Origin of the sequence: Saccharothrix obliqua (assembly GCF_019375475.1) — a bacterium.
Taxonomy (GTDB): Bacteria; Actinomycetota; Actinomycetes; order Mycobacteriales; family Pseudonocardiaceae; genus Actinosynnema; species Actinosynnema obliqua.
In genome coordinates this window covers 1-15,814 of the sequence record NZ_JAHXGQ010000005.1, presented here as the reverse complement: position 1 = coordinate 15,814, position 15,814 = coordinate 1, and the positions used below count along the sequence as shown (strand labels likewise).

General features: G+C 72.4%; 18 protein-coding genes. 8 read left to right on the top strand and 10 right to left on the bottom strand.

Annotation, left to right across the window (positions count from 1 at the left end):
• Positions 1-78: 78 nt before the first annotated feature.
• The 7 genes from KZQ38_RS16870 to KZQ38_RS16840 form a co-directional block, all read right to left on the bottom strand.
• Positions 79-918, bottom strand: coding sequence for a metal ABC transporter permease (locus tag KZQ38_RS16870; RefSeq protein ID WP_219443052.1), 840 nt, complete (start codon positions 916-918; stop codon positions 79-81).
• Positions 918-1,736: a metal ABC transporter ATP-binding protein gene (locus KZQ38_RS16865; RefSeq protein ID WP_219443051.1), complete on the bottom strand. Its 819-nt coding sequence runs from the start codon at positions 1,734-1,736 to the stop codon at positions 918-920. The genes KZQ38_RS16870 and KZQ38_RS16865 overlap by 1 nt, the downstream gene beginning before the upstream one ends.
• On the bottom strand, positions 1,733-2,671 hold the full coding sequence (locus KZQ38_RS16860; RefSeq protein WP_219443050.1) for a metal ABC transporter solute-binding protein, Zn/Mn family: 939 nt from the start codon (positions 2,669-2,671) through the stop codon (positions 1,733-1,735). The genes KZQ38_RS16865 and KZQ38_RS16860 overlap by 4 nt, the downstream gene beginning before the upstream one ends.
• A 159-nt stretch (positions 2,672-2,830) precedes the next feature.
• Positions 2,831-3,931: an ABC transporter ATP-binding protein gene (locus KZQ38_RS16855; protein ID WP_219443049.1), complete on the bottom strand. Its 1,101-nt coding sequence runs from the start codon at positions 3,929-3,931 to the stop codon at positions 2,831-2,833.
• Positions 3,932-4,020: 89 nt separating this feature from the next.
• Complete coding sequence (locus KZQ38_RS16850; protein WP_219443048.1) at positions 4,021-4,863, bottom strand: sugar ABC transporter permease; 843 nt, start codon at positions 4,861-4,863, stop codon at positions 4,021-4,023.
• Positions 4,863-5,738, bottom strand: a complete 876-nt coding sequence (locus tag KZQ38_RS16845; protein ID WP_219443528.1) for a carbohydrate ABC transporter permease — start codon at positions 5,736-5,738, stop codon at positions 4,863-4,865. The genes KZQ38_RS16850 and KZQ38_RS16845 overlap by 1 nt, the downstream gene beginning before the upstream one ends.
• Before the next feature lie 49 nt (positions 5,739-5,787).
• Positions 5,788-7,038 (bottom strand): extracellular solute-binding protein, encoded by a 1,251-nt coding sequence (locus KZQ38_RS16840; protein WP_308258444.1) that lies wholly within the window; start codon positions 7,036-7,038, stop codon positions 5,788-5,790.
• Positions 7,039-7,270: 232 nt separating this feature from the next.
• Between KZQ38_RS16840 and KZQ38_RS16835 the strand changes: the two genes are divergently transcribed.
• Both KZQ38_RS16835 and KZQ38_RS16830 read left to right on the top strand, forming a co-directional pair.
• Positions 7,271-8,320: a LacI family DNA-binding transcriptional regulator gene (locus KZQ38_RS16835; protein ID WP_219443046.1), complete on the top strand. Its 1,050-nt coding sequence runs from the start codon at positions 7,271-7,273 to the stop codon at positions 8,318-8,320.
• Between the two features lie 116 nt (positions 8,321-8,436).
• Positions 8,437-9,540, top strand: a complete 1,104-nt coding sequence (locus tag KZQ38_RS16830; protein WP_219443045.1) for a LacI family DNA-binding transcriptional regulator — start codon at positions 8,437-8,439, stop codon at positions 9,538-9,540.
• Positions 9,541-9,560: 20 nt separating this feature from the next.
• Here the strand turns inward: KZQ38_RS16830 and KZQ38_RS16825 are convergent, their stop codons facing one another.
• Entirely contained in the window at positions 9,561-10,241 is a 681-nt protein-coding gene (locus tag KZQ38_RS16825) for a hypothetical protein (protein WP_308258443.1), read from the bottom strand.
• A 136-nt stretch (positions 10,242-10,377) separates the two neighbouring features.
• Between KZQ38_RS16825 and KZQ38_RS16820 the strand changes: the two genes are divergently transcribed.
• From KZQ38_RS16820 to KZQ38_RS16810, 3 genes are all read left to right on the top strand, one after another.
• Positions 10,378-10,869, top strand: a complete 492-nt coding sequence (locus KZQ38_RS16820; RefSeq protein ID WP_219443043.1) for a beta-class carbonic anhydrase — start codon at positions 10,378-10,380, stop codon at positions 10,867-10,869.
• Positions 10,870-10,937: 68 nt separating this feature from the next.
• Entirely contained in the window at positions 10,938-11,807 is an 870-nt protein-coding gene (locus KZQ38_RS16815) for an HhH-GPD family protein (protein ID WP_219443042.1), read from the top strand.
• Complete coding sequence (locus KZQ38_RS16810) at positions 11,807-12,316, top strand: 2'-5' RNA ligase family protein (protein WP_219443041.1); 510 nt, start codon at positions 11,807-11,809, stop codon at positions 12,314-12,316. The genes KZQ38_RS16815 and KZQ38_RS16810 overlap by 1 nt, the downstream gene beginning before the upstream one ends.
• Here KZQ38_RS16810 and KZQ38_RS16805 read toward each other — a convergent pair.
• Positions 12,265-13,008, bottom strand: coding sequence for an alpha/beta fold hydrolase (locus tag KZQ38_RS16805; protein ID WP_219443040.1), 744 nt, complete (start codon positions 13,006-13,008; stop codon positions 12,265-12,267). The genes KZQ38_RS16810 and KZQ38_RS16805 overlap by 52 nt on opposite strands.
• Before the next feature lie 17 nt (positions 13,009-13,025).
• Here KZQ38_RS16805 and KZQ38_RS16800 point away from each other — a divergent pair, with 17 nt between their 5' ends.
• From KZQ38_RS16800 to pcp, 3 genes are all read left to right on the top strand, one after another.
• Positions 13,026-14,498 carry a M1 family metallopeptidase gene (locus tag KZQ38_RS16800; RefSeq protein ID WP_219443039.1) on the top strand — a complete coding sequence of 491 codons (1,473 nt, stop codon included), beginning with the start codon at positions 13,026-13,028 and terminating at the stop codon, positions 14,496-14,498.
• A 20-nt stretch (positions 14,499-14,518) separates the two neighbouring features.
• Positions 14,519-14,830, top strand: coding sequence for an antibiotic biosynthesis monooxygenase family protein (locus tag KZQ38_RS16795; RefSeq protein ID WP_219443038.1), 312 nt, complete (start codon positions 14,519-14,521; stop codon positions 14,828-14,830).
• A gap of 104 nt (positions 14,831-14,934) precedes the next feature.
• Complete coding sequence (gene pcp, locus KZQ38_RS16790; protein ID WP_219443037.1) at positions 14,935-15,564, top strand: pyroglutamyl-peptidase I; 630 nt, start codon at positions 14,935-14,937, stop codon at positions 15,562-15,564.
• 60 nt (positions 15,565-15,624) lie between these two features.
• Here the strand turns inward: pcp and KZQ38_RS16785 are convergent.
• Positions 15,625-15,814, bottom strand: a 190-nt coding sequence (locus KZQ38_RS16785; protein ID WP_219443036.1) for a hypothetical protein, incomplete at its 5' end; no start/stop codon positions are given.

Genomic DNA, 15,814 nt, shown 5'->3' with positions numbered 1-15,814 from the left:
GTGCTGACCTGCACGAGGGCGTGCGCGCGCAAGCCGTTCCGCCACCGGTGCCCCGTCCCATCTGGTGGACCCCGGTGGTCAGACCCCCGCGCGGCTCCGCGTGCCGCCGAAAGCTCTGCACACGAGGTATATCAGGAAGGACACCGCCGTGACGAACGCGCTCACCGGTACGCCCGGCGCGAGCGACAGCAGGATGCCCAGCAGCACCGCCACCTCGGCGAACACGACCGCCAGGACGGTCGCCTTCACCGGCGACGCGGTCACCCGGCTCGCCGCCGCCGCGGGTGTGATCATCAACGACAGCACCAGCAGCGCGCCGACGACCTGCACGCTCAAGGCGGTGGCCACGCCGACCAGCACGGCGAACACCACGGACAGCGTCCGCACCGGCACGCCGCGCGCGGTCGCCACCGCCACGTCCACGGACGCGAAGTGCAGCGGCCGGTAGATGAGCGCGAGCACCACCAGCACCGCGACCGACGACCCGATCAGCAGCCACAGGTCGGTCGAGCCGACGCTGACGATCTGGCCGGTCAGCAGGCCGAACTTGTTCGCCGAACGGCCTTTGTAGAGGTACAGGAACAACACGCCGAGACCGAGCCCGAACGCGAGGATCGCGCCGATCACCGAGTCGCGGTCGGCGTCCCGCCTGGACAGCAGCCCGAGCAGCAGCGCGGCCACCACGGAACCGGCCAGCGCGCCGTAACCGACGCTGACGCCGACCAGCAACGCCGCCGCGCCGCCGGTGAACGCCAGTTCCGCCGTGCCGTGCACGGCGAACGCCATCTTGCGGGTCACCACCAGCGGCCCGAGCAGGCCCGCCACCAGGCCGAGCACCGCGCCCGCGATCAGCATCTGCCGCACGAAGCCGTACCCGAGCAGGTCGAGCGTCAGCGACAGGTCGAAGAAGTTCTCCATCAGTCCTCATCCGCCACGTGGTGCGGCTCGTCCTCGCACACGTGCTGCGCGCCGACCACGTGGATCTGGTCGCGCACGCGGACCACCTCGACGTTCGTGCGGTACAGCGCGGACAGCGTGGCGGAGGTCATCACCTCGGCGGGCGTGCCGACCCGGAACCGACCGTCCACCAGGTACAGCACCCGGTCGACCAGCGGCAGGACCGGGTTGATCTCGTGGGTCACGAACAACACCGCGGTGCCCGCCGCGCGCCGCCGCCGGTCGATCAGGTCGCTGACCACCCGCTGGTGCGCGATGTCCAGCGACAGCAGCGGTTCGTCGCACAGCAGCACCCGCGGGTCGCCGACCAGCGCCTGCGCCACCCGCAGCCGCTGCTGCTCGCCGCCGGAGAGCAGGCCGACCGCCTCGTCCGCGTACCGGGTCGCGCCGACCGCGGCCAACGCCTCGTCCACCTTGGCCCGCCGGGCGCGGCGACCGCGCCAGCCGATGCCCCACTCGTGCCCGTCGAGCCCGAACCCGACGAGGTCGCGCCCGCGCAGGGTCAGCGACGAGTCCACCGCGCGCTGCTGCGGGATGTAGCCGATGCGCCGGTTGCCGCCCGCCACGTGCACGGTGCCCGCCGAGAGCGGCTGGAGGCCGAGCAGCACGCGCATCAGGCTGGTCTTGCCCGAACCGTTGGGGCCCAGCACGGCCACGAACTCGCCGGGCGCCACGTCCAGGTCGAGCCCGTCCCACAGCACGCGGTCGCCGTAGGACAGCCGTGCGCCACGCAGCGCCACCGCGCCGCGCACGGATTTGTCGCTCAGCTGTGCGGTCATCCGCGAAGCGCCCCCGCCAACGCGTCCACCTGCTTGGTCATCCAGTCAAGGTAACCCGTCACGCCTTCCGGCAACGTCTCGGTGACCTGCACGACGGGCACACCGGCCTGGCCCGCCTTGGTCACGACCTGCTTGACCGCGCTGTTCTCGGTCTGCACGTTGTCCACGATGGCCACGACCTGCTTCTCGTCCACCAGTCGGGTGACCTCCGCCAGTGCGGCGGCGGGGATGTCGGTCTCCGCCTCGACGGCGTTGCTGAACGACTCCGGCGTCGCGTTCTCCACGCCCGCGGCGTCCAGCAGGTAGTGCGCGACCGCCTCGGTCTCCAGCACCCGCTTGCCCCGGCCGACGCCGTCGACCCGCTTCGCCAGGTCGTCGAGCCGCCGGCCGAAGTCGGCGGCGTTCGCCTCGAACGCGGCCTTCTTGTCCGGCGCGATGCCGCCGAGGTCGGCGGCGGCCTGCTCGGCGACCTTGCGCACGGTCGGCAGGTCGTACCAGACGTGCTCGTTGACCTCGTGGTCGTGCGGCTCGGCGGAGTGCGGCTCCTCGGTCCCCCCGTGGCCGTCGGCCTTGCCGGACAACGGGAACGCCTCGATCTTGCGCGCGCCCTCGGTCTCCGCGGTGAGCAGCCCGGCGAAGAAGTCGTCGTAGCCGCCGCCGTTGAAGACCACCAGGCGCGCGTCCCGCACGGCCGCCACGTCGGAGGGCTTGCTCTCGTAGGAGTGCGGGTCGCCGGACGGGTCGTTGATGATCGCCGTGACGTCCACGTCGTCACCGCCGACGGCCTTCACGACGCTGCCCCACACGTTGGTGGAGGCGACGACCTTGATCCTGCCGTCGCCGCCGGCGTCGCCGCCCGGTGACCCGCCGCAGGCGGTGAGGGCGACGGCGGTCACGGCGGCCACCGCGCCGAGCATCGCGTTACGGACGGTCATGAGCTGACTCCTCGACAGGCTGATTCAGAGGTAATGGAAACCGTTGTCGAGTTCAGTTTAGAACGCTCCGCCGTCGCCGTGTCCACCGACCGGGTATTTGTGGCCCGGAACGCGTCGAGGGCCGCCCCAACCGGAGCGACCCTCGCGTCACCGCGTCGTTCAGCTGGAGAGGCGCACGCCCGACTCCGGGTGGAACAGGTGGACCTCGCCCGCGTCGCGCACGGCCACCTTCACCGTCTGACCCAGGCCGGGCGGGGTGCGGCCGTCCACGCGCACCACGAACCGCTCGGCCGCGCCGCCGATCCGCACCGCGCCGTGCACCAGCGCGTCCGCGCCCAGCTCCTCGACCAGCTCGACCACCATCTCCATGCCGACGCTCGACGAGCCGACCAGCGCGAGCGACTCCGGCCGCACGCCGAACGTCACCTCGGACAGGCCGTCCGCGCCCGCGCGGTCCAGCGCGCGGCGCTCCAGCGGCACCACCAGGCCGTCGAGCTTCGCGCCCTCCGCGGTCAGGGGGACCGTCTTGAGGTTCATCGCGGGCGAACCCATGAAGCCCGCCACGAACGCGTTGCCCGGCTTGTCGTAGAGGGCGCGCGGGGTGTCGCACTGCTGGAGCAGGCCGTCCTTGAGCACGGCGACCCGGTGACCCATCGTCATCGCCTCGACCTGGTCGTGCGTGACGTAGATGGTGGTCGTGCCGAGGCGCTGCTGGAGGGCCGCGATGTTCGCGCGGGTCTCCACGCGCAGCTTCGCGTCCAGGTTGGACAGCGGCTCGTCCATCAGGAACACCGCGGGCTCGCGCACGATCGCGCGCCCCATGGCGACGCGCTGCCGCTGGCCGCCCGACAACGCCTTCGGCTTGCGGTCGAGGTACTTGGTGAGGTCGAGCATCTTGGCCGCCTCGGCGACCTTCGCCTTGATCTCGCCCTTGGCCACGCCACGCAGCTTCAGCGCGAAGCCCATGTTCTCGGCGACCGTCATGTGCGGGTACAGCGCGTAGGACTGGAACACCATCGCGATGTCCCGGCCCTTCGGCGGCACGTTGGTGACGTCCTTGCCGCCGATCTTGATCGCGCCCTCGTCCACGTCCTCCAGGCCGGCGAGCATCCGCAGGGCCGTCGACTTGCCGGAACCGGACGGGCCGACGAGGACCAGGAACTCGCCGTCCGCCACGTCGAGCGACAACTCGTCGACCGCGCGGACCGGCGGGTTGCCGGAGAAGATCCGCGAAGCCTTGTCGTATGCGACCTCTGCCATGGGTAACGCACCTTTCACCACCGAGCTTTCCCGCCACGCTAGGCATCGCAAGCGCTTACGGGAACAGGGCGATTGGTCCAGTCCTCCGGTCAGCCCTTGACCGCGCCGGACGGCAGCCCGGCCACGAGGTACCGCTGCACCGGGTAGAACGCGGCGACCGCCGGCACGGCGACCAGGACCGAGGCCGCCGCCAGGTGGCCCCACTCGGTCCGGTTCTGCTGCACGAACACCTGCAACCCGACCGCGAGCGTCTTCGACCCGTCCGCCGCCGACAGGAACGCCGACGCGAACGCCACCTCGCCCCACGCGGTGAGGAAGGCGTAGAACGCGGTCACCGCGAGACCCGGCCGGGCCAGCGGCAGCACCAGCCGCCAGAACACGCCGAACGGCGACAGGCCGTCCACCCGGCCCGCCTCGTCGATGTCGGCGGGGATGGTGTCGAAGTAGCCCTTGAGCATGAAGGCGCAGAACGGCACGGCCGTCGTGCAGTACACCAGGACCAGGCCGAACCCGGTGCCCTGGAGGCCCAGCGCCAGCAGCACGTTGTACAGCGGCACGATCAGCACCGCGAACGGGAACATCTGCACCAGGAGGAACGACAGCAGCAGCGGTCGCCTGCCGGGGAACCGGAACCGCGACGCCGCGTAGCCCGCGGTGGCGGACAGGAACACCGCGAGCGCGGTCGTGCCCAGGGCGATCAGCACCGAGTTGCCGAACCAGGCCAGGAAGTCGCCCTTCTCCCCGGCCAGGACGCGTGCGTAGTTGTCCAGGCTGGACTCGTTGAGCAGGCGCGGCGTCGTCTCCACGGCCCGCGCGTCCGGTTTGAAGGACGTCACGAGCACCCAGAACACCGGGAACACCGCGATCACCGACGCGCCGACCAACGCGGCGTGCAGCCCGACGCTGGCGAGCCGCGACCGACGTGCCGCCATCACGCCGCCTCCTGCCCGCGCAACGCGCGTCGGTAGCCGGCCACGAACACGAGCAGCACGGACAGGATGAGCACCCCGTACGTGGAGGCGATCGCGTAGTCGCGCGACGCGCCGGAGAAGAACCGCTCGAACGCGTAGGTCACCAGGATGCGGGTGTTCGGGTTCGCCCCGGTGACCAGGTAGATGACGGCGAACATGTTGAACGTCCAGATGACGCCCAGCAGCACCACGGTGCCCGACACCGCCCGGAGACCGGGCAGGGTGATGTCGCGGAACCGCTGCCACGGCGACGCCCCGTCCACCTCGGCCGCCTCGTACAGGTCCGCGGGTATCGCCTGGAGCCCGCCCAGCAACGCCACCATCATGAACGGCACCCCCAGCCACACGTTCACGAGCATGACCGCCACCAGCGCCCAGTCCGACTGGCCGAGCCACACCGGGTCCGGCAGCCCGACCACGCGCAACGCCTGGTTGATGACCCCGTACTGCGCGTTGAACATGTACTTCCAGGCGAACGCGCTGATGAACGACGGCACCGCCCACGGCAGGATCAGCAGCGCCCGGTAGACCGCCCGCCCACGCACCCGGCGGTTGAGCAGCACCGCCAGCCCGAGGCCGATGGTGAAGTGGGCGAGCACGCAGCCGAACGTCCAGACCAGCGTGCGTGCCAGGGTCGACCAGAACGAGCCGTAGGCCGGGTCGCCGGACAGCACGTGGAGGTAGTTCACGAGGCCCACGCCGGAGAACGTCGCGGGCCGGTCCAGGACCGGGTTGGCGATGTTGCCCTCGTTGATGTCCGTGAAGGTGAAGAACACCCCTTGGGCGAGCGGGATCAGCACCAGCACGCCGGTGACCAGCACCACCGGCAACACCATCGCGTACGCGTACCAGTACCGGTCGAGGAACCTGCGCACGGCCACCTCCTCAGCCGAGCGCGTAGTCGGTGACCACCTGGTCCTTGTACGCCCTGGCGACCTCGCGCAGCGCCTCCTCGGCGTCCTTCGCGCCCGCCAGCACGTCCGCGTAGGCGGTCTTCAGCGGGTCGAACAGCCGGCCGCCCTCGGGGATCCAGGGCCGCGGGTGCGCGTCCCGCGCCACCTCCCGGAACGCCGACACCACCGGGTGCGCCCGCACGGCCGGGTCCTCGTAGGCCGACGCGCGGGTGGGCAGCAGGCCGAGTTCCCGGGCGACCCGGACCTGCGCGTCGACCCCGCTCATGCAGGCGACCAGCGCGACCGCCGGGTCCTTGGCCCTGGTGCCCTGCCGGACCACGTAGTCGTGCCCGCCGACGGGTGCCGCGCCCTTGCCCGCCGTCTCACCCGGGACCGGCGCGATGCCCAGGTTGGCGGGGTCGGTGAACGCGGCGCCCTTGAGGTAGTCGGCGACCGACCACGGCCCGTTGACGACCATCGCGACCTCACCGGACGAGAACGCGGCCTGCATGTTGTTGTACGAGTTGGCCGGGTCGAGGGCGGTCGTCGCGGCCTTCGCGTCGAGCAGGCCCTTGGCCGTGCGCAGTGCTTTCACGTTCTGCGGCGAGTCGACCACGATCTTCTTCGCCTCGGCGTCCACGAGGTCGCCGCCCGCGCCGTAGATGAAGGGCAACGCGTAGTAGGCGTCGTTGTTGACGAAGAACGCCTTCTCCCCTCCGAGCTTGGTCGACGCGGCCTTGACCTCGTCCCACGTCCTCGGCGGCTCGACGCCCGCGTCGGCCAGCGCCTTCTTGTTGTAGAACAACGCCAGCGAGTCGGTCACCTGCGGCACGCCGTAGAGCCGGCCGTCGTACTTGGCGGAACCCAGCGGTGTGGCCAGGAAGTCCGCCGTGTCCCCGCCCGCGGCCGTGCCGCCGAGGTCCACCAGGTAACCCAGCTTCGCCAGCTGCGCCACCCACGCGACCTCCGCGCGGAACACGTCCGGCCCTTGGCCGCCCTGCGCGGCGGTCTTGAAGTTGTTCAACGCGGCGTCGAAGGCGACGGTCTCGACCCGCACCCGGAAACCACCCCGGTCGGCGCACTCCCGCGCGACCGCGGCGAACACCGGCGCCTCGTTGGGCCCGCTGGTGTCCCAGAAGACCACCTCGCCGGTGCCGCCCGTCGAACCGCCACCGCACGCGGTGAGGGCGAGCAGGCCGGCGGCGGCGACCGCCACCGCGGTCCTGAGGAGTTCGCGTCGCACCGTCGTCCCTCCATCGGCAAGGAGTTGCGAACCGGGTGACGCGGATTTCATACCCCGACCAGGGCCGGGTCAAGGTTTCGCGTGGAATTCGGCCCCAAGGGTGGCGGCCGTTCGGGCGGTCACCGCAAAACCTTGCCGGCGTGACGGGGCCGACCGGCGGCGCGCCGCGTGTCACACCCGACCGCTCGGCGACGATGACAGGCAAGATCGGCGTCGAACGAGAGGAGGCGCGGTGTCCGGGCTCGCCGAGATCGCCAGGGCCGCCGGGGTGAGCATCTCGACGGTGAGCCGGGTGCTCAACCGCCGGGCGGGTGTGAACGAGGAGACGCGCCAACGCGTGCTGTCCGTCCTCAGCGAGATGCCCTACACCCCGCGCGGCCTGGGCGCGCTGCAACGGACCGGCGTGATCGGGTTGCTGGTGCCCGAGCTGTCCAACCCGGTGTTCCCGGCGTTCGCCGAGGCGCTGGAGGTGCGTGCCGCGCGCCTGGGCTACTCGTCGCTGCTGTGCAACACCCGCGCCACCGGCTCGGCCGCGATGGGCGAGGAGGAGTACGTCCGGATGCTGCTGGCGCGTGGCGTGGAGGGGATGGTCTTCGTGTCACCGGAGATCACCAACGTCGAGGTGCCGCTCGGCCGGGCGCCGCGCCCCAGCTACTACGCCAAGCTCCTCGCGGACGGGGTGCGGATGGTGTTCGTCAACGGCGCGACGCCGTCGCTGGACGTGCCGGACGTGACGGTGGACGAGCAGCACGCCGGGTACGCGGCGACGCGGCACCTGGTGGAGCTGGGGCACCGCCGGATCGGCTTCGTGTCGGGACCGGCGCGGTCGCTGCCGTCGCGGCTCAAGCGCGCCGGCTGGTCGGCGGCGCTGGAGGAGGACGGGCTGCCGGCCGGCTCGGAGTACGTGGCGCACGCGCCGTTCGGGCCGGAGGGCGGCGCGGCGGCGGTGGCCGCGTTGCTGGACGCGGTCCGGCCGACCGCGGTGATCTGCTCGTCGGACCACATGGCGATCGGCGTGCTGCGGGAGGCGCACCGCCGGGGTCTCGCCGTGCCGCGCGACCTGTCGGTGGTGGGTTTCGACGACATACCGCTGGCGTCGTACTGCTCGCCGGCGCTGACCACCCTGGCGCAGCCGATCGAGGAGATGGCCACCGCCGCGGTGGACGAGTTGGCGCACCGCCTGGACCCCGATCGGCGGCGTCGGCCGGCGGGCAACTACACGCGCGTGTTCCGCCCTCGGCTGGTCGTCCGGGAGTCCACCGCGCCGCCACCACCCTCCTGATTGGTCTGGACCATGTTCCACGCATGTAACGTAGTCCTACCTGCGGCGATGTCTTTTTTACGGGACGCCGGTCACCCCCACTTCAGTAATTGGTTCTGAACCGTTACGGTCACTTCATGGCGCGGTCGATGCATGTGCGACGCCCCGCGACGCTGGCCTCATTGGCCGCGGAGCTGGGTGTTTCCCGGACAACGGTGTCCAACGCGTACAACCGTCCCGACCAGCTCTCGCCGGAGCTGCGACGCCGGGTGTTGGAGACAGCGAGACGACTCGGCTACCCGGGCCCCGACCCGGTCGCGCGGTCGCTGCGCACGCGGAAGGCGGGTGCGGTGGGGCTGCTCCTCACCGAGAACCTGTCCTACGCGTTCCGCGACCCCGCCGCGATCGGGTTCCTGGAGGGCCTGGCCCTGGCGTGCGAGGACGCCGGGACCGGGCTGCTGCTGGTGCCGGCGAACCCCGAGCGCGAGGACGTGGCGGCCGTGCACCGCGCGGGCGTGGACGGTTTCGTCGTGTACTCGGTGCCCGACGACGACCCGCACCTGGCGGCGGTGCTGGAGCGGCCGGTGCCCACCGTGGTGTGCGACCAGCCGGACCTGGGCAACGTCGACCGGGTCGGCATCGACGACCAGGCCGCGATGAACTCGCTGGCCCGCCACCTCATCGCGTTGGGGCACCGGCGGATCGGCGTGGTGTGCATGCGCCTCGCCCGCGACCGCAACGACGGCTACGTGACCCGGGAGCGGCAGCGCTCGGCGCACTTCCACGTGCAGCGGGCGCGGCTCGCGGGCCTCGCGGAGGCGTTCGCGGAGGTCGGCGTGGAGTGGTCGGCGGTGCCGGTGGTGGAGCGGTTCGACCACACCATCGCGTCCGGCGCGTCGGCGGCGGCCCAGGTGCTCGACCGCGACCCGCAGATCACGGCGCTCATCTGCACCTCGGACATCCTCGCGCTCGGCGCGCTCGGCGAGGCGCGCAAGCGCGGCCTCAACGTGCCGCACGACCTGACGATCACCGGGTTCGACGGCATCCGCGAGGCCGAGCAGGCGGGGCTCACCACGGTCCGCCAGCCCGTCCTGGAGAAGGGCCGCGCCGCGGGCAAGCTGCTGCTCGACCCGGCGGAGCGCACCCGGCCGCGGTCGGTCACGCTGTCCACCGAACTGGTCGTCGGCGCGACCGCCGCCGCGCCGCGCGGCGCGGTCGAGGAGCGCTGGTTCGGCCCGTGACGCCGTGCGGTGGCCGGGCGTCAGGTCATCCGGAACACGACCGGGTCACCCGCCTTCCCGGCCACCCGCGCGATCAGCAGGTAGTCGCCCGGCCCGAGCCGGCTCGGGCTCGCGCAGCCCGGTTCCGACGTGCTCCCGAGCCACTTGACGCCGTACTCGAAGACCTCGCCCGGCTGGATGATCCGGACCTCCGAGCCCTCGGCGGGCGTGCAGTCGTTGCTCGACCACAGCCGCGTGCCGTCCGCGCCGGTCACCACCAGCTCGCGCACGGCGCGGCCGATCTCCCGCGTGCACGGCAGCGGTCCCGCGTTCGACACCGCGATCCGGAACCGCACGGGCTGCCCGGCCGGGAACTCGGCCCGCTCCACCTCCGCCCGCACCACCAGGTGCGCGTCCTCGCACGGCGGCGGCGGGCCCGGCGGCGGCGCCGGTGACGGCGGCGCGGCGGCCGTGGGCCGCGGCGGGTCGGGCGCCGGCGGCGGGGGCGACGTGGTCGCCGACGACGAGGCCACCACGGGCCGCTCCGGCGGTGGCGGCGGGGCGGACGAGGCGGCGGCCGACGTGGTCGACGGGTCGCCCCGCCCGATCAACGCGCCCACCAGCCAGACCGCGAGCACGAGCGACACCACCGCGCCCGCGGCGGCCAGCACGCGCCGCCGCCGGTACACCGCCGGCGGGAGCGGGCCTGTGGGCTCGATCACCCGACCGAAGGTAGCCAAGCCGCCCCCGGAAGCGGGTGAGGCGTGGGTAATCCGATGTGATGAACGTGATCCGCGTCCGTTTGACTTGCCGCCATTCGGGGCGCGGGTTCCAATCCGAAGGAAAGGGAGGTGTCCCATGACGTCTATCGACGAGCTGCTGCGCCGCAACCACGAGTTGGGCAACATCGTGCCCGGTGACCGGTCCTCGCCCAAGCCGTCCATGCAGGTGGCGATCCTGACCTGCATGGATTCCCGGATCCGCGTGTTCGAGATCTTCGGGTTGCAACAGGGTGAGGCGCACGTGCTCCGCAACGCGGGCGGCGTGGTGACCGACGACATGCTCCGCTCGCTGGCGCTGAGCCAGCGCAAGCTCGGCACCCGCGAGGTGCTGCTCGTGCACCACACCAACTGCGGTCTGGAGCTGGTGACCGAGGACGACTTCAAGGACGAGCTGGAGCGGGAGGCGGGTATGCGCCCCACGTGGTCGGTGGAGGCGTTCCGCGAGGTCAAGGACAGCGTGCGGAACTCGATGAACCGCCTGCGGCACAGCCCGTTCGTGCCGCACCGCGACAACGTGCGCGGGTTCGTCTACGACGTCCACACCGGTGAGCTGACCGAGGTCGTCTAGCGCGGGGTCGGGGACGGCCGGGCCGGCGGTCCGGTCGTCCCCGCGTTTCTGGGACACTGTGCGGCGATATGAGCGTGGACGCGCAGACCCTCATCGACTGGTTCGCCGAGACCGCACGCGACCTGCCGTGGCGACGGCCCGAGTGCACCGCCTGGGGCGTGCTGGTCAGCGAGATCATGTTGCAGCAGACACCCGTGGCCCGCGTGGAGCCGGTGTGGCGCGACTGGCTGGAGCGGTGGCCGAAGCCGTCCGCGATGGCCCGTGCCACGCAGGGCGAGGTGCTGCGCGCGTGGGGCAAGCTCGGCTACCCGCGACGCGCGCTGCGGCTGCACGCCGCCGCCCAGGCCATCGCGAACGACCACGGCGACGTGGTGCCGCACGACGTGGACACGCTCCTGGCGTTGCCGGGCATCGGCGCGTACACGGCGCGTGCGGTGGCGGCGTTCGCCTACGGGCAGCGGTGCCCCGTCGTGGACACCAACGTGCGGCGAGTCGTCGCACGGGCCGTGCACGGCGCCGGTGACGCCGGGCCGCCGTCGACCACGCGCGACATGAACGACGTGGTCGTCCTGCTGCCCGACGAGAACGCCGCCGTGTTCTCGGCCGCGCTGATGGAGCTGGGCGCGGTCGTCTGCACGGCACGCGCCCCCAAGTGCGCCGACTGCCCCGTGTTCGCCACGTGCGCGTGGCAGCTCAACGGGCGACCCGCGTACGACGGTCCGGCGAAGGCCGTGCAGAAGTTCGCGGGCACGGACCGGCAGGTGCGCGGACGGCTGTTGGACGTCCTGCGCGGCACGTCCGAGCCGGTCGACAAGGCCCGGTTGGACACCGCGTGGTCGGACGCGGGCCAGCGGGACCGGTGCCTGCACTCGCTGCTGGTGGACGGGTTGGTCGAGCAGACCGCCGACGGCCGGTTCGCGTTGCCGGGCGAGCACTGATGCACGCGTTGGTGGCCTTCTTCGACGAGGACGCCGACGCGCGCATCCGGGAGCTGTGGCGGCGCGTCGGCGCGAGCTTCCCGTTCCCGCCGCACCTGACGTACGCGGCGGCGGGCGTGATCGGCCCGAAGGTCCGGGCCGAGCTGCGGACCGACCTGGCCCGGCTGTGGCTGCCCGACCTGTGGCTGCACACCCTCGGCGCGTCGGCCCGCGCGGAGGGTGTGCTCCAGCTCGGCGCGGTCGTGGACGCCGAGCTGCTGGCCGTGCACTCGGCCGTCCACGACGTGTTGGCCGGCCGGGTGAAGCACCCCAACGCCCACCACCTGCCCGGTAGCTGGGTGCCGCACTGCGTGTTGCTGCCCGGTGCGGACGCCGCGGCCACCACGCGCGCGTTCGCCGAGCTGCACCCGGTGGAGCCGATCCGGGCCGAGGTCCGCGAGGTGGCCGTGATCGACACTCAGACCGGCGGGATCGACCCGCTGAGGAACGCCTCCACCGCGCCCCGGTAGACGTCCGGCGCCTCGTCGTGCACGACGTGCCCCGACTCGGGCACCAGCAGGTGGTGGCCGCCGGTGCGGCGCGCCACCTCGGCCATCTGCCCCGGCCGCAACCCGCCCCGGCCGGCCTCGATGGTGAGCGTGGGGCAGCGGATGGCGTCCACGTAGTCCCAGTAGGACCGCTCGCCCCACTCCGCGGCGATCTCGTACAGGTCCTCCAGCCGCGCGATCAGGTGCCAGCCGTCGGCGCGTTCCTCGAACATCTCCTCCACCCGCGGCACCGGCACCACCGACCGCACGTGCGCGAGGGATTCGAACACCGGCCACGAGTCGAAGTACCAGCGCCACTCGTCCACCGAGCGGCCCCGGTTGTCCGGCACCACGTCCTCCGCCACCACGGCACGCACCAGGTCCGGGCGGGACGCGGCGAGCGCCCACGCGTGCAGGCCGCCCATGGAGTGCCCGATGACGACGGCGGGCGCGAGGTCGAACCGCTCCAGCACCTCGGCCGCGTCCGCGACGAAGTCCTCCGTCCGGAACGGCCCGCGCCGCGGGTTGCGGCCGTGGCCGCGCGCGTCGGGCGCGACGACCCGGCCGTGAGCCCGCAGCCACCGCGCCGCGGTCCACCAGGTGGAGGCGCGGCTCATCAGGCCGTGCAGCAGCAGGATGCCCGGCCCCTCTCCCCCGAACTCCACGACGGTCATGCGTGCATCATGTCCGCATGGCACTCAGCCCCAAGGCCCGCCCCTACCTGGCCATCGCCGCCGTCGTGCTGGTGATCGCCGGCGTGCTGGTCGCCAAGCTGCCGGGTGCGCCCGAGCCGCGGCCCGTGGCGGACCCGAGCGCGACCACACCGGCGGTGGTGGACGCGCGGGGCGCGGACGGCGCGGGCGACCCGTACTACCCGCAGGACGGCAACTCCGGGTACGACGTGCGTGAGTACGACATCTCCGTCAGCTACGACCCGGCGACCCGCCGCCTGGACGGCAAGGCGTTGGTCACCGCCGTCGCGACCGACGACCTGGGCCGCTTCAACCTGGACCTGTACCAGCTCGCGGTGTCCGAGGTGGCGGTGGGCGACCGGCGTGCCGAGTTCCGGCAGGAGGGCGAGCACGAGCTGGTCGTGACGCCCGCCGAGCCGTTGCGCGCCGGGCGGGAGTTCACCGTCGCGGTGACCTACGGCGGCGAGCCGACGTTGTTCGAGGACCGCGCGCTGGGCCGCAGCGGGTGGCAGGTGTCGGCGTCCGGCGGCGCGTTCGCGGCGGGCCAGCCGCACTCCGCGACCACCTGGTTCCCGGCCAACGACACCCCGCGCGACAAGGCGGCGTTCAAGCTCGCCGCGCGGGTGCCGGACGGCTGGTCGGTGGTGTCGAACGGGGTGGAGGGCGCCACCACTCACGCGGACGGGTGGTCCACGTACCGGTGGCAGGCGGCCAAGCCGATGGCCACCTACCTGACCACGATCGCGATCGACAGGTGGAGCGTCGACCGCTCCGCGCTCGCCGACGGCACACCCGTCGTGGACGCCTACGCGCCGGGCGCCGAACGGGCCCGGGAGCACCAGCGGCGGCTGCCGGAGATCCTGGACTTCCTGGCCGGGCGGTTCGGGCCGTACCCGTTCCAGGCGGCGGGCGGCATCTTCCTGGCCGACGACATCGGCTTCTCGCTGGAGACCCAGACGCGGCCCGTGTACGCCGGTTGGGCCGACCTGGAGACGTTGGTGCACGAGAACGCGCACCAGTGGTTCGGTGATTCGGTTTCCCTCCGGTCGTGGGCCGACATCTGCCTGAACGAGTGCTTCGCCAGTTACGCGCAGTGGCTCTGGGCAGAGGCGAAGGACGGCGAGAACCTGGACGACCGGTACCGCGCGGAGGTGGCCCGCACCGAGAAGTCCGGCGGCTACTGGAAGCGCCCCCTGTACGACATGGGCCGCGGCAACGAGTTCCGCGGTGTCTACGACAAGGGGCAGCTCGCGGTGCACGCGTTGCGCCGCCAGATCGGTGACGACGCGTTCGACCGGGCGCTGCGCACGTGGCTCGAGCAGCACCGGGACGGCAACGCGGCGTGGCCCGAGTTCGAGGCCCACGTGGAGCAGGTGTCCGGCCAGGACCTCGACGGTTTCTTCGCCGCGTGGTTCCGCGGCGCGGAGCGGCCGTCCGACGAGCACCTCTGGCCCGGGTCGCTGCGGCGCTGAGCGCTGCTAACGTCGGTGGCATGGCGGTTGTGAAGATCAACGCGATCCACGTGCCCGACGGTTCCGGTCCGGAGCTGGAGAAGCGGTTCGCCGCGCGCCTCGGCGCGGTGGACTCGTCACCCGGTTTCCTGGGCTTCCAGCTCCTGCGCCCGGTCGCCGGCGACGACCGGTACTTCGTGGTGACCCAGTGGCAGACCGACGAGGACTTCAAGAACTGGCTGGAGGGCAGCGGGCGCGCCGCGCACGCGGGTGAGCGGGCCAAGCCCGTGGGCACCGGCTCGGACCTGCTGGAGTTCGAGGTGGTGCTCAGCTCCGAGCCGAAGCACGACTGACCCGGCCGACCACCGGGGGGACCGGCCCGCGCCGCCGACCGAACCGACCGGCTCCGGTCCGGCTCCGCCGGTTCGGCGCGAGGTCGCCCTCTAGTCTCACTCTCGTGAGAGTCGTGCTTACGGGCTTCGCGCCGTTCGGTGGCGAGGCGACCAACCCCTCCTGGGACGCGGTGCGCCGGGTCGTGCCGGACGGGTACGAGTTGGTGACGGCGGAGTTGCCGTGTGAGTTCGGGGCGTCGCTGGACGCGTTGCGGGGTCTGCTCGCCGAGCACGCGCCGGACGCCGTCGTCTGCGTCGGCCAGGCGGGCGGGCGGACCGGGGTGACACCCGAACGGGTCGCGGTGAACCTGGACGACGCCCGCATCCCGGACAACGCGGGCCGCCGGCCGATCGACGAACCCGTCGTGCCGGGCGGTCCCGCGGCCTACTTCAGCAGCCTCCCGGTGAAGGCGTGCGTGGCGGCGCTGCACGACGCGGGCATCCCCGCGTCCGTGTCCCACACCGCCGGGACGTTCGTCTGCAACCACGTCTTCTACGGGCTCATGCACCTCATCGCCACGGAGCACCCCACGGTCCGCGGTGGCTTCGTGCACGTGCCGTACGCCCCCGAACAGGGCCACGACGACATGCCCAGCCTCGACCTGGACACCACGGCCCGCGCCCTGGACCTCGTCATCCGCACGACGCTGACCCGCACCACCGACCTGCACGTCACCGCCGGCTCCCTGCACTGACACGCGAAAGCGCCCCCCGGAAACCCGGGGGGCGCTTTCGCTACCGCTCAGTCACCGCTCTCAGGCGGACTCGGAGTCCGACTCGCCGGCGTCACCGCCGGACGAGGCGGCCAGGTCGACCGGCGGGGCGTCCGGCACGTTCAGCGGCTTGGTCTCGCCGCGGAACACGAACCGGGCCTTGTCGTCGGCCTCGGACTCGCCGTCCCAGCCCTCGACGTCGGTGATGATGATCTGCCCCGGCTGGATCTCG